The sequence below is a fragment of the Pseudomonas sp. GW458-11-26-14-LB4 genome, assembly GCF_059423925.1.
In genome coordinates this window covers 187,610-206,309 of record NZ_JBWKYU010000008.1, presented here as the reverse complement: position 1 = coordinate 206,309, position 18,700 = coordinate 187,610, and the positions used below count along the sequence as shown (strand labels likewise).

Annotated in this window: 16 protein-coding genes; 11 read left to right on the top strand and 5 right to left on the bottom strand. The window is 59.7% G+C overall.

The window, feature by feature from the left end:
- Positions 1–8: 8 nt before the first annotated feature.
- On the bottom strand, positions 9–371 hold the full coding sequence (locus AC07XZ_RS13240; protein WP_003222107.1) for an ArsC family reductase: 363 nt from the start codon (positions 369–371) through the stop codon (positions 9–11).
- A 182-nt stretch (positions 372–553) separates the two neighbouring features.
- Between AC07XZ_RS13240 and AC07XZ_RS13235 the strand changes: the two genes are divergently transcribed.
- The gene (locus AC07XZ_RS13235; RefSeq protein WP_102686551.1) at positions 554–2,185 is read left to right on the top strand and encodes a Na+/H+ antiporter; all 1,632 of its coding nucleotides are present in this window, start codon (positions 554–556) and stop codon (positions 2,183–2,185) included.
- A gap of 8 nt (positions 2,186–2,193) precedes the next feature.
- On the opposite strand, the gene AC07XZ_RS13230 is transcribed toward AC07XZ_RS13235, so the two are convergent.
- From AC07XZ_RS13230 to map, 4 genes are all read right to left on the bottom strand, one after another.
- A complete protein-coding gene (locus AC07XZ_RS13230) occupies positions 2,194–2,922 on the bottom strand; it encodes a M12 family metallopeptidase (protein WP_085748220.1) in 729 nt (242 codons plus the stop codon).
- A gap of 166 nt (positions 2,923–3,088) precedes the next feature.
- On the bottom strand, positions 3,089–4,288 hold the full coding sequence (gene dapC, locus AC07XZ_RS13225) for a succinyldiaminopimelate transaminase (RefSeq protein ID WP_102686552.1): 1,200 nt from the start codon (positions 4,286–4,288) through the stop codon (positions 3,089–3,091).
- 43 nt (positions 4,289–4,331) lie between these two features.
- Positions 4,332–7,034 (bottom strand): [protein-PII] uridylyltransferase, encoded by a 2,703-nt coding sequence (locus AC07XZ_RS13220; protein WP_102686553.1) that lies wholly within the window; start codon positions 7,032–7,034, stop codon positions 4,332–4,334.
- A 40-nt stretch (positions 7,035–7,074) separates the two neighbouring features.
- Positions 7,075–7,857: a type I methionyl aminopeptidase gene (gene map / locus AC07XZ_RS13215; RefSeq protein WP_039769663.1), complete on the bottom strand. Its 783-nt coding sequence runs from the start codon at positions 7,855–7,857 to the stop codon at positions 7,075–7,077.
- 374 nt (positions 7,858–8,231) lie between these two features.
- Here map and rpsB point away from each other — a divergent pair, with 374 nt between their 5' ends.
- The 10 genes from rpsB (at position 8,232) to AC07XZ_RS13165 (ending at position 18,700) form a co-directional block, all read left to right on the top strand.
- Entirely contained in the window at positions 8,232–8,969 is a 738-nt protein-coding gene (gene rpsB / locus AC07XZ_RS13210; RefSeq protein WP_008052780.1) for a 30S ribosomal protein S2, read from the top strand.
- Between the two features lie 190 nt (positions 8,970–9,159).
- Positions 9,160–10,023: a translation elongation factor Ts gene (tsf, locus tag AC07XZ_RS13205; RefSeq protein ID WP_011332682.1), complete on the top strand. Its 864-nt coding sequence runs from the start codon at positions 9,160–9,162 to the stop codon at positions 10,021–10,023.
- A 211-nt stretch (positions 10,024–10,234) separates the two neighbouring features.
- Positions 10,235–10,978, top strand: coding sequence for a UMP kinase (gene pyrH, locus AC07XZ_RS13200; RefSeq protein WP_003222124.1), 744 nt, complete (start codon positions 10,235–10,237; stop codon positions 10,976–10,978).
- The gene (gene frr / locus AC07XZ_RS13195) at positions 10,975–11,532 is read left to right on the top strand and encodes a ribosome recycling factor (RefSeq protein ID WP_007954771.1); all 558 of its coding nucleotides are present in this window, start codon (positions 10,975–10,977) and stop codon (positions 11,530–11,532) included. Before pyrH ends, frr begins: the two co-directional genes overlap by 4 nt.
- 14 nt (positions 11,533–11,546) lie before the next feature.
- Complete coding sequence (gene uppS, locus AC07XZ_RS13190; RefSeq protein ID WP_007954779.1) at positions 11,547–12,302, top strand: polyprenyl diphosphate synthase; 756 nt, start codon at positions 11,547–11,549, stop codon at positions 12,300–12,302.
- The gene (locus AC07XZ_RS13185) at positions 12,302–13,108 is read left to right on the top strand and encodes a phosphatidate cytidylyltransferase (protein ID WP_102686554.1); all 807 of its coding nucleotides are present in this window, start codon (positions 12,302–12,304) and stop codon (positions 13,106–13,108) included. Before uppS ends, AC07XZ_RS13185 begins: the two co-directional genes overlap by 1 nt.
- The gene (ispC, locus tag AC07XZ_RS13180) at positions 13,105–14,295 is read left to right on the top strand and encodes a 1-deoxy-D-xylulose-5-phosphate reductoisomerase (protein WP_102686555.1); all 1,191 of its coding nucleotides are present in this window, start codon (positions 13,105–13,107) and stop codon (positions 14,293–14,295) included. The genes AC07XZ_RS13185 and ispC overlap by 4 nt, the downstream gene beginning before the upstream one ends.
- A gap of 53 nt (positions 14,296–14,348) precedes the next feature.
- On the top strand, positions 14,349–15,701 hold the full coding sequence (gene rseP / locus AC07XZ_RS13175; protein WP_085748109.1) for a sigma E protease regulator RseP: 1,353 nt from the start codon (positions 14,349–14,351) through the stop codon (positions 15,699–15,701).
- 74 nt (positions 15,702–15,775) lie between these two features.
- Entirely contained in the window at positions 15,776–18,151 is a 2,376-nt protein-coding gene (bamA, locus tag AC07XZ_RS13170; RefSeq protein WP_085748110.1) for an outer membrane protein assembly factor BamA, read from the top strand.
- 45 nt (positions 18,152–18,196) lie between these two features.
- Positions 18,197–18,700 carry an OmpH/Skp family outer membrane protein gene (locus AC07XZ_RS13165; RefSeq protein WP_003222140.1) on the top strand — a complete coding sequence of 168 codons (504 nt, stop codon included), beginning with the start codon at positions 18,197–18,199 and terminating at the stop codon, positions 18,698–18,700.

The following is an 18,700-nucleotide window of genomic DNA, read 5'->3' as shown; positions in this document are numbered from 1 at the left end:
CGGGCTGCTTACTTGAGGGCGGCCGCGTAGATATCTGGCTTGAAGCCAATCAGGGTTCGGTCACCGAGATCGAGCACCGGGCGCTTGATCATCGAGGGTTGAGCGAGCATCAGTTCGATGGCTTTCGACTGGTCGAGATCGGCTTTGCGTTCGTCGTCGAGTTTGCGAAAGGTCGTGCCTGCGCGGTTCAACACCGTTTGCCAGCCATGCTCGTCGCACCATTGGGTCAGGTGCTCACGGTCAATGCCGGCGGTCTTGTAATCGTGGAAGTCATAGCTGACAGCGTGTTCATCGAGCCAGGTGCGCGCCTTTTTCATGGTGTCGCAGGCTTTGATGCCGAAAAGGTGCAACGTTTTGCTTGAAACGGTCAAGGAATTGCCCCCTTTACAGGTGCTGGAAAAAAATGGTGTCGGATTATGCCATGACCAGACGGTTTCGCGGCGCCGAGGTTGCTTTTACGGAGGGGGCCTGCGACATAGGTGCAACGGTCAGCCACAGCCTAAGCGGCTAATATGGCAGTTCAACGCTGTCGATTGTCCGGGATTTCCGCTTTATGCAAACCGCTTATACCGTCCTGATCCTACTGATGCTGGTCAGTGTCTCGCGCCTGGTGGGACGGGTGATTCCGCTGCCGCTGCCACTGGTACAGATCGCCGCCGGCGCCTTGCTGGCCTGGCCGACCCTCGGCCTGCACGTGGTCCTTGATCCCGAACTGTTCCTGTTTCTGTTCCTGCCGCCGCTGCTGTTTTCCGATGGCTGGCGCATGCCCAAGCGCGAATTGTGGCGCCTGCGCGGGCCGGTGCTGACGCTGGCAGTCGGGTTGGTGCTGTTTACCGTGGTCGGCGCGGGTTACTTCATTCATTGGCTGCTGCCGACGATTCCTTTACCGGTGGCCTTTGCGCTGGCGGCGGTGCTGTCGCCGACGGATGCCGTGGCGGTTTCGGCCATCGCGCAAAACCGTTTGCCGACGCCGCTAATGCACATGCTGCAAGGCGAGGCGTTGATGAATGATGCCTCGGGCCTGGTGACATTCAAATTCGCCTTGGTTGCCGCGGTGACCGGTGCGTTTTCCCTGGCCAATGCCAGTCTGACCTTCGTGCTGGTGGCAGTCGGCGGGCTGGCGGTCGGTGTGGCACTGAGCTGGCTGGTGGGCCGGTTGCGCGCCTGGATGATCGCCCGGGGCTGGGACGATCCGGCGACCCACGTGGTGTTCATGTTGCTGCTGCCGTTTGCCGCTTACGTGCTGGCCGAACGGCTTGGCGCGTCGGGCATCCTTTCGGCAGTGGCGGCGGGGATGATGCAGAGCTGGCTCGATCTGCTGCCGCGCCAGACCAGCACGCGTTTGCTCAACCGCAGTGTCTGGTCGTTACTGGAATTCGCCTTCAATGGCCTGATCTTCCTGCTGCTGGGGCTGCAACTGCCGGACATCATCAAGGCGGTGGTTAGCCACGAGAGCTCGTTGTGGCCGACCCTGTTCTATCGCTGTCTCGATGTGGTGGCGATCTTCCTGGCGCTTGTACTGTTGCGTTTCATCTGGGTACAGAGCATCTGGCGCCTGTCGGTATTGCTGCGCCGCCTGCGCGGCAAGGGAGATCTGACGCAAGTGCCGACCGCCCGTTCCTGCTGGCTGCTGACCGTCGGTGGCGTACGCGGTGCGGTGACCCTGGCAGGCGTGATGTCGGTGCCGATGCTGATGGGCAGCGAGGCGTTCCCCGAGCGCGATCTGCTGATCTTCATCGCCGCCGGGGTGATCCTGTTGTCGCTGGTGGCGGCGTGCATTGCGCTGCCGTTGCTGTTGCGCGGCATCGAAAAGAGCCCGGACGACAAACGCCGTCAGGAAGTGCGCGACGCCTGGCGCAAGACGGCGGAAGCAGCGATTCATGCGCTGGAGACCGAAGAGGTCAACCCGCAGGATGCCGCGCAAGCCGCGCTGGCAGCGGAGCTCAAGGCCCGGATCATGTCCGAGTATCGTCATCAACTGGAGGTGTTCAACGATTCGGCCGAAGCCCAGGCGCTGGCGTTCCAGATGGATCTGCTGGAGCGCCGCCTGCGACTCAAGGCGCTGCGCGCGCAACGCCTCGAGTTGTACAGCCTCAGCCGTCAGCACCAGATCGGTGATGATGTGTTGCGTGAAGTGTTGGGCGAGCTCGACTTGAGTGAGGCCAACCTGGGGCAGGTCAAATAGGCAGCGCGTTACCTGGGATAGAGCAATCTCATCAGGCGTTTGTCTTTCTTGCTGATCGTGCGGTTGATCGGCACCTCCCAGTTGCCCACCGTCAAGGTGTTGGCCACGGGGTGGTGCATGATCGACCTGCGGTCGTAGGCGGTGTAGATCGCATCCAGCGTGTCGAAGGAAGCGAACAGGTTTCTGTCGACCTGCTCCTCGGTCAGCGGGTTCATCTCGCGATTTTTGTAGAACTCGTACACCTTCGGTTTATCCCACGGAATTTTTGCCTGTGGGTGTTGGTGTTCATGCAGCGCGCCCAGCGCATGACCGAACTCGTGCATCACGATCACTTCAAAGTCCTGGTGATCCGGCTTTACGCCCAGGTTCATGGTCGGATAGTCCGGATGAATCAGCAGCGCATCGGTGCCGAGCATCGAACTGTTGTCGTTGTTTTTAGTAGCGATGCGGATGTCGCCCAACAGGTCATCGACGAATTCAAACGTGAGATTGATGTACGGCAACCACTGGCTGGCGGCATCGATGATCTTCTTCTTGTGATCGGTATCGGGCGCGTCCATGAAGGCGATTTTCAGTGTGCGGCCGTTAGCCCACAGTTTTGAGTAGTTGACGACGGAGCGCTTGCGGCGAGTGCCGGTCGCGGTGCCGGCATTGGCCGGGTTTTCGTTGATGGCGGCTATATACGCCGCCTGATCGTCGGGCCATTGGTTGAGTTGGCAATCGAGCAGTTCTGTCATTTTCACTTCTTCCATGAAGTCAAAGATCGGTTTTTAGTAAGGCGCAGCGAACGGCGCCGCTCAAGACTAACGTCTGGCGGGCAGGGGCGTGGGGTAGAGAAGAAGGGGAACTGTTACGTGATATTTGACCACCCGTGCCGGATTGCCCGGCACGGGCGTTCAGGCATTACTTGTGGCGCAGGACGAAATCGCGGATGCGCTCGGCAGCTTCGACGCATTCCGCCAGCGGCGCAACCAGCGCCATGCGCACGCGCCCGGCACCCGGATTGACGCCATCGACGTCACGGGACAGGTACGAACCCGGCACCACGGTCACGTGCTCTTCGGCAAACAGATTGCGGCAGAACGCGGCATCGTCGCCTTGCACATTCGGCCACAGGTAGAAGCTGCCATCCGGACGCTGCACATCCATCACCGGGCTGAGGATCGCCAGCACGGCATCGAACTTCTCGCGATACAGCGCTCGGTTGGCGCGCACGTGCACTTCGTCATTCCACGCGGCGACGCTGGCCAGTTGGGTCTGAACCGGCATCGCGCAGCCGTGGTAGGTGCGGTACAGCAGGAAGCCCTTGAGGATGTCGGCATCGCCGGCAACGAAACCGGAGCGCAGGCCCGGCAGGTTCGAACGCTTGGACAGGCTGTGGAACACCACGCAACGCTTGAAGTCCTTGCGACCCAGTTCGGCGCAGGCGCTGAGCAGGCCCGGCGGCGGGGTCTGTTCGTCGAAGTAAAGCTCGCTGTAGCACTCGTCGGCGGCGATCACGAAGTCGTATTCGTCGGCCAGGGCGATCAGCTTTTTCAGCACGTCGACCGGAATCAGCGCACCGGTCGGGTTGCCCGGCGAGCACAGGAACAGGATCTGGCAGCGCTTCCAGATGTCCGGCGATACCGCGTCGAAGTCAGGGTTGAAGCCGTTCTCGTCCAGGCATGGCAGGTAGTGCGGCTTGGCGCCGGCGAGGAACGCTGCGCCTTCGTAGATCTGATAGAACGGGTTCGGACTGACCACCAGCGCGTCGTCGCCACGATTGACCACGGTCTGGGTGAAGGCGAACAGCGCTTCACGGGTGCCGTTGACCGGCAGCACGTTGCGCGCCGGGTCGATCCAGCCGCTCGGCACGTTGAAACGACGTTCGCACCAAGCCGCGATGGCTTCGCGCAGGGCCGGAATGCCGAGGGTGGTCGGGTACACCGACATCTGCTCCAGATTGTTCGCCAGCGCCTCGGCGACAAAGCTTGGCGAGCGATGCTTCGGTTCGCCAATGGACAGCGCGATCGGGCGCTTGTCCGGGTTTGGCGTGACGCTGCCGAGCAGGGCGCGGAGCTTTTCGAACGGGTAGGGCTGAAGCTGGGACAGAGCGTTGTTCATCGGTGCGGGATCTCGTGCAAAGCGATTGAATCCGGGTGCGCAATCAAATACTGATGCGCGACAGTTTGATATCGGGTTCCTGATTGACGCTCAGCTGTTCGACGATGGCATCCTGCAAACGGCTGCACAGCAGCGGGTCGGACAGCGGTTGATTGTGGGCGTCGGTAATGAAGAACACGTCTTCCACCCGCTCGCCCAGGGTGGCGATCTTGGCGTTCTGCAGCGACAGGTCGAACTCGAGGAAAATCCCGCCGACCCGTGCCAGCAGGCCCGGGCGATCCGGCGCGGTGAGCTCCAGCACCGTTACCGGGCGCTGGGCGTCGTTGTGGATCGTCACCTGCGGGGCGAACGCGAAATGCTTGAGCTGGCGCGGCACCCGACGCTGGATGATCGTCGGGTAGTCGGCCGGGTTGCGCAGCGCTTCGGTCAGGCCGTCGCGAATCTGTTTGACCCGGACCGGATTGTCGCCGATCGAGTCGCCATCGGTGTCGAGCACGATGTAGGTGTCGAGGGTGAACTGGCTGCTGGACGTGATGACCCGGGCGTCGTGAATGTTCAGGTTGAGCTGGTCCATCGCCGCCACGGTCACGGCGAAGAAATCGTGCTGGTCCGGCGCATAGATGAAGATCTGCGTGCCGCCCTCGAATTCGCGCTGGGTGGTTTCCTTGATCAGCACCAGCGGGCCGCCGTCGGCCGGTTGCTGAAGGATGGCGTCGGTGTGCCAGGCCACGTCGCCGGCGGTGTGGCGCAGGAAGTAGTCATCGCCCAGTTGCGCCCACAATTGCTCGACGTCATCCGGATCGGTGCCGCCGCGCACCAGAATGTCCAGTGCCGCACTCTGGGTCTGGCGGATCTGCTCTTCGCGATCCACCGGGTTCTCCAGGCCACGGCGCAGGGCGCGCTTGGTCTCGGTGTAGAGCTGGCGCAACAGGCTGGCACGCCACGAGTTCCAGAGAGTCGGGTTGGTCGCGTTGATGTCGGCCACGGTCAGCACGTACAGGTAGTCGAGACGGGTTTCGTCACCGACTGCCTGGGCGAAGTCATGGATCACCTGCGGGTCGGACAAGTCCTTGCGCTGGGCGGTGGTCGACATCACCAGGTGGTTCTGCACCAGCCAGACGATCAGGCGGCTGTCCCACACCGGCAGTTGGTGACGCTGGCAGAACGCCTCGGCATCCACCGCGCCAATCTCCGAGTGATCGCCATGCCGGCCTTTGCCGATGTCGTGGTACAGGCCGGCCATATAAATGAGTTCAGGCTTGGGCAGCTTGGCCATGAGCTTGGCGGCCAGCGGGAATTTCTCCGACACCTGGGTGTACTGCAATTTGCGCAGGTGTTTGATCAGGTTCAGCGTGTGCGCATCGACCGTATAGATGTGGAACAGGTCGTGCTGCATCTGCCCGACGATGAAGCCGAACTCCGGCAGGTAGCGCCCGAGAATGCCGTAGCGGTTCATTCGCCGCAGGTTGCGGTGGATGCCGATCTTGCACTTGAACAGCTCGATGAACAGGCTGGTGTTGCGGATGTCGTTGCGGAAGTTGTCGTCGATCAGGTGGCGGTTTTCCCGCAGCAGACGAATCGTGTCGGCGCGTACACCTTTGATTTCCGGCTGCTGGGCCATCAGCACGAAGATCTCGAGCATGGCAAACGGCGTGCGGCGGAATACGTTGTCGTTGCGAGCTTCGATGTAGCCGTCGTGCAGTTGGAAACGCGAGTTGATCGGCTGCGGCGGTGCTTCGTCTTCCGGGGCGAGGATGACTTCCTCGAAGTGCTGGATGATCAGGTCGCTGAGCTGGGCGATGCTCATCACCACCCGGAAATACTGCTGCATGAAGTTTTCGACGGCCTGTTTTGCGTCGTCGCCTTCAAAACCCAGCAGACCGGCAATTGTGCGCTGGTGATCGAACAGCAGGCGGTCCTCGGAGCGACCGGCGAGCATGTGCAGGGCGTAACGCACCTTCCAGAGAAATTCCTGGGAGGAGGCCAGCAGGGCGTTTTCGCTCTCGACCAGGAATCCTTCGCCAGCCAGGGCGCGCAGGTTCAGGGTGCCGTACTGACGACGGGCCACCCACAGAATCGTCTGGATATCCCGTAGTCCGCCGGGCGAGCCTTTGACGTTGGGTTCCAGGTTGTATTCAGTGTCGTTGTACTTGTGGTGGCGGGCCTTCTGCTCGGCGCGCTTGGCCAGGAAGAAATCCTTGCTTGGCCACATGTGTGCGGTGCTGGTGACATCGAGCATGCGCTGGCGCAGGCGCTCGGGACCACAGATGGTGCGGCTTTCCATCAGGTTGGTGACCACCGTCAGGTCGGCGCGGGCCTCTTCGGCGCATTCGTCGACCGAGCGAACGCTCTGACCGACTTCCAGGCCGATGTCCCACAGCAGCGTCAGAAAACGCTCGATGGAATCGCGGAAGATTTCGTGGTCGGCGCTGTCCAGCAGGATCAGCAGGTCGATGTCGGAGTAGGGGTGCAATTCGCCGCGACCGTAGCCGCCGACCGCGACCAGCGCGATGTCGGCGTCTTCGCTCCAGTCGAACTGGTCCCAGGCCTTTTGCAGAATGTTGTCGACAAACCACGCCCGGTCCTCGATCAGTCGCCGGATGTCGCGACCGGCCCGAAAGCGTGCATCGAGCACTTCGCGGGCCTGGCGGATCGCCTTCTTGAACGCCGCGATGGGACTCGCTTTCAGGGCCAGTTCAGCCTGGAACTGACCGCGGTCGAAGAGTTCGGGATCCACCTGCGGCATCGATTGGCTTTCCTTCTATAGGCTGGGAACGGTGTCTGGGTCAGGCCGAGATGCGCGGGATGGTGTCGTCGCTGCGCAGGGTGAAGATCTCGTAGCCGGTGTCGGTGACAAGCAAAGTGTGTTCCCACTGTGCTGACAGCTTGCGATCCTTGGTGATCGCGGTCCAGCCGTCGCCCAGTACTTTGGTGTCGGCCTTGCCCTGGTTGATCATCGGCTCGATGGTGAAGGTCATGCCGGCCTTCAGTTCCATGCCGGTGCCGGCGCGGCCGTAGTGCAGGATCTGCGGCTCTTCGTGGAACACCTTGCCGATGCCGTGACCGCAGAACTCACGCACCACCGAGAAGCCGTTCTTTTCAGCGTGCTTCTGAATGATTTCGCCGATGTCGCCGAGGCGGCAGCCGGGTTTGACGATCTCGATCGCCTTGTACATGCATTCCTGGGTGACCTGCGACAGGCGCTCGGCCCAGACCGGCACGGTGCCGACGTGGAACATGCGGCTGGTGTCGCCGTGATAGCCGTCCTTGATCACGGTGACGTCGATGTTCAGGGTGTCGCCGTTTTTCAGCGGCTTGTCGTTCGGGATACCGTGGCAGACCACGTGGTTGATCGAGGTGCAGATCGACTTCGGGTAGCCCTTGTAGTTGAGCGGGGCAGGGATGGCCTGCTGCACGTTGACGATATAGTCGTGGCAGATCTGGTTCAGCTCATCGGTGGTCACGCCCGGCTTGACGTGTTCGGCAATCATTTCCAGCACATCGGCGGCCAGTTTGCCGGCGACACGCATGCCAGCGATGTCCTCGGGGGTTTTGAGGGTGACGGTCATACAGACTCTCTCTGCGCTCGGCGGCGCTTGCTGATACGAACAGGGGCGCGGCTGTTGGTTTGGCGGCCCCGAAAAACGCGATTCTAACAGACCAAAGGCGCAAATCCGCGCCTGCGTGCATCGCTTCTCTCTATACAATGCGGTGCATTGCCCCGATTCCAAGGGGCTGGCGCGCATGTCCCTGACGCGATTGCAGATTCCGGGTTCCGTTTGCGTCGTCCCTGTGGTATAAAATGCGCCGCTTTCCGGGGATAGCTCCGGGAGCATTAACCCACACACGTGTCGACACGATGGCCTGGGTGCCTTTGATCCTCGGATCAATGGTTGGTCATTGGGATACGTGGAGGCCCAACCCGACTTATCAAGGAACTGTCATGTCCCAAGTCAACATGCGCGATATGCTGAAGGCCGGTGTGCACTTCGGTCACCAAACCCGTTACTGGAATCCGAAAATGGGTAAATACATTTTCGGCGCGCGTAACAAGATTCACATCATCAACCTTGAAAAAACCCTGCCAATGTTCAACGAAGCTCTGACTTTCGTAGAACGTCTGGCCCAGGGCAAAAACAAGATTCTGTTCGTCGGCACCAAGCGTTCCGCTGGCAAGATCGTTGCTGAAGAAGCAGCACGTTGCGGTTCGCCGTACGTCGATCACCGCTGGTTGGGCGGCATGCTGACCAACTTCAAGACCATCCGTGCTTCCATCAAGCGTCTGCGTGACCTTGAAGTACAAGCCGAAGACGGTACTTTCGCCAAGCTGACCAAGAAAGAAGCGCTGATGCGCACTCGCGATCTTGAGAAGCTGGATCGCTCCCTGGGCGGCATCAAGGACATGGGCGGTCTGCCAGACGCACTGTTCGTGATCGACGTTGACCACGAGCGCATCGCGATCACCGAAGCCAACAAGCTGGGCATCCCGGTCATCGGCGTTGTCGATACCAACAGCAGCCCGGAAGGCGTTGACTACATCATCCCAGGCAACGATGACGCAATCCGCGCTATCCAGCTGTACATGGGTTCGATGGCTGACGCAGTCATCCGCGGTCGCAACAACGTTGCTGGCGGTACTGTAGAATTCGCAGCTGAAGAAACTCAGGCTGCAGCTGAGTAATTGACGCCCTGGCGTTGACTCAGTAAGCAAAAAGGGGGCTTGGCCCCCTTTTTGCCACCTCGAAAACCATTTGTCGGCAGCGCAGCTACAGCATCTGTAACGTGCAGCGGCTACAAGGTGTCTCGGGAAGAATTGAACGCCCGTTCGATCGGGTGGAATGGTTGAAAACCTATCCAAGAGGAATTTGAAAATGGCAGCAATTACTGCAGCGTTGGTCAAAGAACTGCGCGAGCGTACCGGCGAAGGCATGATGGATTGCAAGAAAGCCCTGGAAAAGGCTGGCGGCGACATCGAAAAAGCCATTGATGACATGCGTGCTTCGGGCGCGATCAAGGCTGCCAAGAAAGCTGGCAACGTTGCCGCTGAAGGCGCTATCGCAATCAAGGACGACGGCAAGGCTGCCGTTCTGATCGAAGTCAACTCGCAGACCGACTTCCTGGCTCTGCAGGACGACTTCAAAAACTTCGTTGCTGCCAGCGTTGACAAAGCATTCGCTGACAAGCTGACCGACGCAGCTCCGCTGATCGCTGCTCAAGAAGCCGCTCGCGAAGCACTGGTTGCCAAAGTAGGCGAGAACGTCAACATCCGTCGCCTGGTGCGCGTAGAAGGCGACGTAGTCGGCACCTACCTGCACGGCAACAAGATCGGTGTTGCTGTTGTCCTGAAAGGCGGCGACGTCGAGCTGGCCAAAGACATCGCAATGCACGTTGCTGCAAGCAACCCTGAGTTCCTGCTGCCTTCGCAAGTCTCCGACGAAGCGATCGAGCGTGAAAAAGCTGTGTTCCTGCAGCTGAACGAAGAAAAAATCAAAGGCAAGCCAGAAAACATTGTTGAGAACATGGTCAAAGGCCGTATCAGCAAGTTCCTGGCAGAAGCCAGCCTGGTTGAGCAGGCGTTCGTCAAGAACCCTGAAATCAAAGTTGGCGAGCTGGCCAAGAAAGGCGGCGCTGAAATCGTTTCCTTCACCTATTTCAAAGTAGGCGAAGGCATCGAGAAGCCGGTCGACAACTTCGCTGAAGAAGTTGCTGCCCAGCTGGCTGCCGCCAAGCAATAAGACGGTTTTTCAACTGTCGCCCGAAAGAGGCTGCCCGCTCACGCGCGCAGCCTCTTTTCAGATAGGGTTACCAATTTTTAATTGGTTTCCCCTTGGAACTGACTTACAAAGCCATGTTCCGATGGCGCTGAAGCAGCGCCAAGCTAGAGTGAACGCCAGCTGTAAACAGCTCGCAAAGAATTTTTAAAATACGCCGCAGGAGAGATTCGCAATGGCTCAGCAGGGCAGTGGTTATCAGGCTCGCTATAAACGCATTCTACTCAAGCTTAGCGGCGAGGCCCTGATGGGCTCGGAAGAGTTCGGGATCGATCCTAAGGTGCTGGATCGCATGGCGCTGGAAGTCGGCCAGCTGGTCGGTATCGGCGTCCAGGTCGGTCTGGTGATTGGCGGTGGCAACCTATTCCGCGGTGAAGCGCTGAGCAAGGCCGGTATGGATCGGGTCACGGGTGACCACATGGGCATGCTGGCCACTGTGATGAACGCCCTGGCCATGCGCGACGCGCTGGAACGTGCCAATATCTCGGCGATCGTGATGTCGGCCATCTCCATGGTCGGTGTGACCGATCACTATGACCGTCGCAAGGCCATGCGCCACCTGAACTCCAAGGACGTGGTGATCTTCGCGGCCGGTACCGGCAATCCGTTCTTTACCACGGATTCGGCAGCCTGCCTGCGCGCCATTGAAATCGACGCCGATGTCGTGCTCAAGGCGACCAAGGTCGATGGCGTCTACACCGCTGACCCGTTCAAAGACCCGCATGCCGAGAAGTTCGATCATCTGACTTACGATGAAGTACTGGATCGCAAGCTGGGCGTAATGGATCTGACGGCCATCTGCCTGTGCCGCGATCACAAGATGCCGCTGCGCGTATTTAACATGAACAAGCCCGGCGCCCTGCTGAACATCGTGCATGGTGGCGCAGAAGGGACTTTGATCGAGGAAGGCCAACAATGATCAACGAAATCAAGAAAGACGCCCAAGCGCGTATGCAGAAATCCCTGGAGTCTCTGAACCACGCGTTCGGCCAGATTCGTACCGGCAAGGCTCACCCGAGCATCCTCGGCAGTGTCATGGTGCCTTACTACGGCACTGATACTCCGCTGAGCGGCGTTGCCAACGTCACCGTGAAAGACTCGCGCACCCTGCAGGTCGTGGCGTTCGAGCGCAACATGCTCGCTGCTGTCGACAAGGCAATCCAAAGCGCTGGTCTGAACCTCAACCCGACCAACCTGGGTGAGTTGCTGTTGATCCCTATGCCGGCCCTCACCGAGGAAACGCGTAAAGGCTTCACCAAGCAGGCGCGTAGCGCTGCTGAAGACGCGCGTGTTGCCGTGCGCAATATTCGTCGTGATGCCTTGGGCGAGCTCAAGAAACTGGTCAAGGACAAGGAAATCAGCGAAGACGAAGAGCGTCGTGCCATCGCTGATATCGATAAGCTGACCAAAGAATCCGAGGCCCAGATCACCAAGGCCACGGACGAGAAAGAAAAAGACCTGATGGCCGTATAAGGGTCGAGTTTTAAATGGACAAGACCAAGCAGACTGCGCCGTCCGCGGTGCCGCGCCATGTCGCGATCATCATGGATGGCAATAATCGCTGGGCGAAAAAACGCTTCATGCCGGGTGTCGCCGGGCATAAGGCGGGCGTAGACGCTGTGCGGGCGGTGATCGAGGTGTGTGCCGAGGCCAAGGTCGAGGTGCTCACCCTGTTCGCCTTTTCCAGTGAAAACTGGCAGCGCCCGGCCGATGAGGTCAGCGCCTTGATGGATCTGTTCTTCAAGGCGTTGCGTCGCGAGGCAAAGCGCCTGAATGACAACAACATCAGTCTGCGCATCATCGGTGACCGTACGCGGTTCCATCCGGAGCTTCAGGCCGCCATGCGTGAAGCGGAAGCGATGACCGCCGGTGCCAACCGTTTCATCCTGCAGATCGCCGCCAACTACGGCGGTCAGTGGGACATTGCGCAAGCGGCGCAGCGTCTGGCGCGTGAAGTTCAGGCCGGTCATCTGCGGCCGGAAGACATCACGCCGGATCTGCTGCAGACCTGCCTGGTTACCGGTGATCTGCCGTTGCCCGACTTGTGCATCCGCACCGGCGGCGAGCACCGCATCAGCAATTTCCTCTTGTGGCAGCTGGCTTACGCCGAGCTGTACTTCTCCGACCTGTTCTGGCCGGACTTCAAACACGAAGCCATGCGCAATGCGCTGGCCGATTTCGCTTTGCGCCAGCGCCGCTTCGGTAAAACGAGCGAGCAGGTCGAAGCTGGAGCCCGGGTTTAATGCTTAAACAACGCATCATCACTGCACTGATTCTGCTGCCGATCGCCCTGGGCGGTTTTTTCCTGCTCGAGGGTTCCGGTTTTGCTCTGTTCATCGGGCTGGTCGTAAGTCTGGGCGCCTGGGAATGGGCGCGTCTGGCCGGCTTCACCGCACAGGCATTTCGTGTCGGCTACGCGGCGGTGGTCGCGCTGATGCTGTTCGTCATGTACATCCTGCCGGGGCTGGCGCCTTGGGTGTTGGGTGCTTCGGTGATCTGGTGGGCATTGGCGACCTGGCTGGTGCTGACTTACCCGCGCTCCAGCGAGCATTGGTCCAGCGCCGCCGCCAAGCTGGTGATCGGTCTGTTGATTCTGTTGCCTGCCTGGCAAGGGTTGGTGCAGATCAAGCAGTATCCGCTGGGCAACTGGCTGATCATGGCGGTGATGGTGCTGGTCTGGGGCGCTGATATCGGTGCCTATTTCTCCGGTCGCGCGTTCGGCAAGCGCAAGCTGGCGCCGCAAGTCAGTCCCGGCAAAAGCTGGGAGGGCGTGTATGGCGGTCTGGCGCTGAGCCTGGTCATCACCACCCTGGTCGCGCTGTTCCGTGACTGGACGGTGGCACAACTGTTCAAGGGCTTGATCGGCGCTGCGGTGATCGTCTTCATCTCGGTGGTGGGTGACCTGACCGAAAGCATGTTCAAACGTCAGTCCGGCATCAAGGACAGCAGTAATCTGCTGCCCGGTCATGGTGGTGTACTGGATCGCATCGACAGCCTGACGGCGGCGATCCCGGTCTTCGCGGTGCTGTTGTGGATGGCGGCGTCGTGAGTCGCCCACAGCAGATTACCGTCCTGGGGGCGACCGGTTCGATCGGTCTGAGCACCCTGGATGTCATCGCCCGGCATCCGGAGCGTTATCAGGCTTTTGCCCTGAGCGGTTTTACCCGTCTGAGCGAACTGTTTGCCCTGTGTGTTCGCCATCTCCCGAAATATGCGGTAGTGCCGGAAGCCGGCGCTGCCCGCAGCCTGCAGGATGATTTGCGTGCTGCGGGCCTGTCGACGCAGGTGCTGGTCGGCGAAGAAGGCTTGTGTCAGGTCGCTGCTGCGCCGGAGGTGGATGCTGTCATGGCCGCCATCGTCGGCGCCGCCGGCTTGCGCCCGACTTTGGCGGCAGTTGAGGCGGGCAAGAAGATTCTTCTGGCCAACAAGGAAGCGCTGGTCATGTCCGGCGCCTTGTTCATGCAGGCCGTGCGCAAGAGCGGTTCGGTCCTGTTGCCGATCGATAGCGAGCACAACGCGATTTTCCAGTGCATGCCACAGGACTTTGCTCGCGGGTTGAGCAACGTTGGGGTCCGCCGGATTTTGCTCACGGCCTCTGGTGGCCCTTTCCGGCAGACGCCGATGGCCGAGCTGGCATATGTTTCACCCGATCAGGCGTGTGCGCACCCGAACTGGTCGATGGGTCGCAAGATCTCGGTCGATTCGGCCAGCATGATGAACAAAGGGCTCGAATTGATCGAGGCCTGCTGGTTGTTCGATGCCAAGCCATCGCAAGTCGAGGTGGTGATTCATCCGCAGAGCGTGATTCATTCGCTGGTCGATTACGTGGACGGTTCGGTGCTGGCGCAGTTGGGCAATCCCGACATGCGCACGCCGATTGCCAACGCCCTGGCCTGGCCTGAGCGCATTGACTCGGGCGTGGCGCCGCTGGATCTGTTCGCTGTAGCACGCCTGGATTTCGAAGCACCCGACGAAGAGCGCTTCCCGTGCCTGCGTCTGGCGCGCCAGGCTGCCGAGGCGGGAAACAGCGCCCCGGCCATGCTCAATGCGGCGAATGAAGTGGCGGTCGCCGCGTTTCTCGACGGACGGGTTCGCTACCTGGAAATCGCGAGTATCATCGAGGAAGTCTTGAACCTCGAACCTGTGGTGGCCCTGGACAATCTCGATGCGGTGTTCACCGCTGACGCGACTGCCCGGACATTGGCCGGGCAGTGGTTAAGTCGTCACGGCCGATAGGTCTTGCAACACATGGCTTCACGCGGCACTGGACAGGATTGCGGAGAAAGTAGATGAGCGCGCTCTATATGATTGCCGGCACCCTGATCGCTTTGGGTGTGCTGGTCACCTTTCACGAATTCGGCCATTTCTGGGTCGCGCGTCGCTGTGGCGTGAAGGTTCTGCGTTTCTCCGTGGGCTTCGGCATGCCGCTGCTGCGCTGGCACGATAAGCAGGGCACGGAGTTCGTGGTCGCGGCCATTCCGCTGGGTGGCTACGTCAAGATGCTCGACGAGCGCGAGGGCGAAGTACCGGCCGATCAGCTTCATCAATCATTCAATCGCAAGTCCGTTCGTCAACGCATCGCGATCGTCGCCGCCGGTCCTGTGGCCAACTTTCTGCTTGCGCTGGTGTTCTTCTGGGTGCTGGCCATGCTCGGCAGCGAGCAGATTCGCCCGGTCATCGGTTCGGTGGAGTCCGGCAGCATCGCTGCAACGGCCGGACTGAGCGCCGGTCAGGAAATCGTCGCGATCGACGGTGAGCCGACCTCGGGCTGGGCGGCAGTCAACCTGCAACTGGTGCGACGTCTCGGGGAAAGCGGTTCCTTGCAGGTGCTGGTGCGCGAGCAGGGCTCTACGGCTGATACGCCTCGTGAACTGGCACTCGATAAATGGCTCAAGGGGGCTGACGAGCCGGATCCGATTCGCTCTCTCGGCATTCGCCCTTGGCGTCCGGCATTGCCGCCAGTGCTGGCCGAACTCGACCCGAAAGGTCCGGCCCAGGCAGCCGGGCTGAAAACCGGCGATCGTCTGCTGACGCTCGATGGCAAGGCGCTGGATGACTGGCAGCAGGTGGTCGACACCGTTCGTACGCGTCCTGATACCAAAATCGTGCTGCGCGTCGAGCGCGACGGTGTTCCAATCGACGTCCCTGTCACACTGGCCGCGCGGGGCGAGAAGAAGTCACCAAGCGGTTACCTGGGGGCGGGCGTGAAGGCTGTCGACTGGCCGCCGGAGATGATCCGCGAGGTCAGCTACGGGCCTTTGGCAGCAATTGGCGAGGGTGCCCGTCGTACCTGGACCATGAGCGTCCTGACGCTGGATTCACTGAAGAAAATGCTCTTCGGCGAGCTCTCGGTAAAAAACTTGAGTGGACCGATAACCATTGCTAAAGTGGCGGGCGCTTCTGCCCAGTCGGGCGTCGCTGATTTCCTGAATTTCCTTGCTTATCTGAGTATTAGCCTGGGGGTTCTGAATTTGCTGCCCATTCCTGTACTGGATGGGGGGCATTTGTTGTTTTATCTGATCGAGTGGGCGCGTGGTCGTCCCTTGTCGGATCGGGTGCAAGGTTGGGGGATACAGATCGGTATCAGTTTGGTGGTCGGGGTGATGTTGCTTGCTCTGGTCAACGATCTGGGTCGACTGTAACGCTTCGCTGAATTGCGAATCTGCCGCATTTTGCGGCAGTTTGTTTATTGCCAGTTGGAATAAGAAAGGACTTCATGAAACGTCTGCTGCTAACTGCGGTTCTCACCGTATTGATGATCGCCGAAGTTCACGCCGAGTCCTTCACTATCTCTGATATTCGCGTCAATGGCCTCCAGCGGGTCTCCGCGGGTAGCGTCTTTGGTGCCTTGCCGTTGAACGTCGGCGAGCAGGCGGATGATCGTCGCCTGGTGGAATCCACTCGTGCGTTGTTCAAAACCGGTTTCTTTCAAGATATCCAGCTGGGCCGCGAAGGCAACGTTCTGGTGATCACCGTCGTCGAACGTCCCTCGGTCGCCAGCATCGAGATTGAAGGCAACAAGGCGATCTCCACCGAAGACCTGATGAAAGGCCTCAAGCAATCCGGTCTGGCCGAAGGCGAGATCTTCCAGCGCGCGACCCTCGAAGGCGTGCGTAACGAGCTGCAACGTCAATACGTTGCACAAGGTCGTTACTCGGCTACCGTCGATACCGAAGTGGTCTCGCAGCCGCGCAACCGTGTCGGCCTGAAAGTGAAGATCAATGAAGGCACCGTTGCTGCCATTCAGCACATCAACGTGGTGGGCAACACGGTTTTCCCCGAAGAAGACCTGACCGACCTGTTCGAACTGAAAACCACCAACTGGCTGTCGTTCTTCAAGAACGATGACAAGTACGCCCGTGAAAAACTGTCCGGTGACCTGGAGCGTCTGCGTTCCTACTACCTGGACCGCGGCTATATCAACATGGATATCGCTTCGACCCAGGTGTCCATCACCCCGGACAAGAAGCACGTCTACATCACCGTCAACGTCAACGAAGGCGAGAAGTACACCGTTCGTGACGTCAAACTCAGCGGTGACCTGAAGGTTCCTGAAGACCAGGTCAAGTCGCTGTTGCTGGTGCAGAAAGGCCAGGTGTTCTCGCGCAAGCTGATGACCACCACCTCCGAACTGATCACCCGTCGTCTGGGTAACGAGGGTTACACCTTCGCCAACGTCAACGGCGTACCGCAACCGCACGACGAAGATCACACCGTCGATATCCTGTTTGCTGTCGATCCAGGCAAGCGTGCCTACGTCAATCGCATCAATTTCCGTGGCAACACCAAGTCCGAGGACGAAGTGCTGCGTCGTGAAATGCGTCAAATGGAAGGTGGCTGGGCTTCGACCTACCTGATCGACCAGTCCAAGACCCGTCTGGAGCGTCTGGGCTTCTTTAAAGAAGTCAACGTCGAAACCCCGGCCGTGCCAGGTGTCGACGACCAGGTTGACGTGAACTACAGCGTTGAAGAGCAGGCTTCCGGTTCGATCACCGCCAGCGTCGGTTTCGCCCAGAGCGCCGGTCTGATCCTCGGTGGTTCGATCACCCAGAACAACTTCCTCGGTACCGGTAACCGCGTCAGCGTCGGCCTGACCCGCAGCGAATACCAGAGCCGCTACAACTTCGGCTACGTTGACCCCTACTGGACCGCCGATGGCGTGAGCCTGGGTTACAACGCGTTCTACCGTACCACCGACTACAAAGATCTCGACGTCGATGTGGCGAGCTATGCGGTAGACAGCCTGGGCGCCGGCGTGAACGTGGGCTACCCGATCAGCGAGACTTCGCGTCTGACCTTTGGTCTGTCCGTTCAACAGGACGAGATCAAGACCGGTACCTACACCGTTGACGAGATTTTCGACTTCGTTAACAGGGAAGGCGACAAGTACCTGAACTTCAAGGCCTCGGCCGGCTGGTCCGAGTCCACCTTGAACAAGGGTGTACTGCCGACCCGTGGTCGCTCCCAGAGCCTGACGCTGGAAACTACCGTTCCAGGCAGCGATCTGTCGTTCTTCAAGCTCGATTACCGTGGTCAGCTGTTCCAGCCGATCACCGATAACTACACTCTGCGCCTGCACACTGAACTGGGCTATGGCGACGGTTACGGTTCGACCGACGGCTTGCCGTTCTATGAAAACTACTATGCTGGTGGTTTCAACTCGGTGCGTGGCTTCAAGGACAGCACCCTTGGCCCGCGAAGCACGCCAAGTACGGGGAGTAACCCGGGCACGGCGAGAGACCCGGACCAGGATCCGCTGCCGTTCGGTGGTAACGTCCTGATCCAGGGCGGTGTCGAGGTTCTGTTCCCGCTCCCGTTCGTCAAGGATCAGCGTTCGCTGCGTACTTCGGTATTCTGGGATGTCGGTAACGTGTTCGACTCCAAGTGTTCCGATACTACGAACGCCAACGGTACGAAGTCGAATACCCAATGCAACGACATCAGTCTTAGCAACATGGCCAGCTCCGTCGGTGTCGGCGTGACCTGGGTCACCGCACTGGGTCCGCTGAGTTTTGCACTGGCGATGCCGATCAAGAAACCGGATGACGCTGAAACTCAAGTGTTCCAATTCTCCCTCGGTCAGACGTTCTAAGCGTTTGACCCAAGATAACGACAATGGATTTTGTAGGAGTGCATCGTGCGTAAGTTGACTCAATTGGTTCTCCTGGCCTCCGTACTGGTGGCAGGCCCGGCATTTGCCGACATGAAAATCGCCGTTCTGAACTATCAGATGGCGCTGCTGGAATCCGACGCGGCCAAGAAGTACGCCGTGGATGCCGAGAAGAAATTCGGCCCTCAACTGACCAAGCTCAAGACCCTGGAAAGCAGCGCCAAGGGCATTCAGGATCGCCTGATGGCCGGTGGCGACAAGATGCAGCAAGGCGAGCGCGAGCGTCTGGAGCTTGAGTTCAAGCAAAAGGCTCGTGACTTCCAGTTCCAGTCCAAGGAACTGAACGAAGCCAAGGCCGTTGCCGACCGCGAAATGCTCAAGCAACTGAAGCCGAAGCTGGATAGCGCAGTGGAAGAAGTCATCAAGAAAGGTGGTTTTGACCTGGTGTTCGAGCGTGGCGCAGTGATCGATGTCAAACCTCAGTACGACATCACGCGCCAGGTTATCGAGCGCATGAATCAGCTGAAGTAA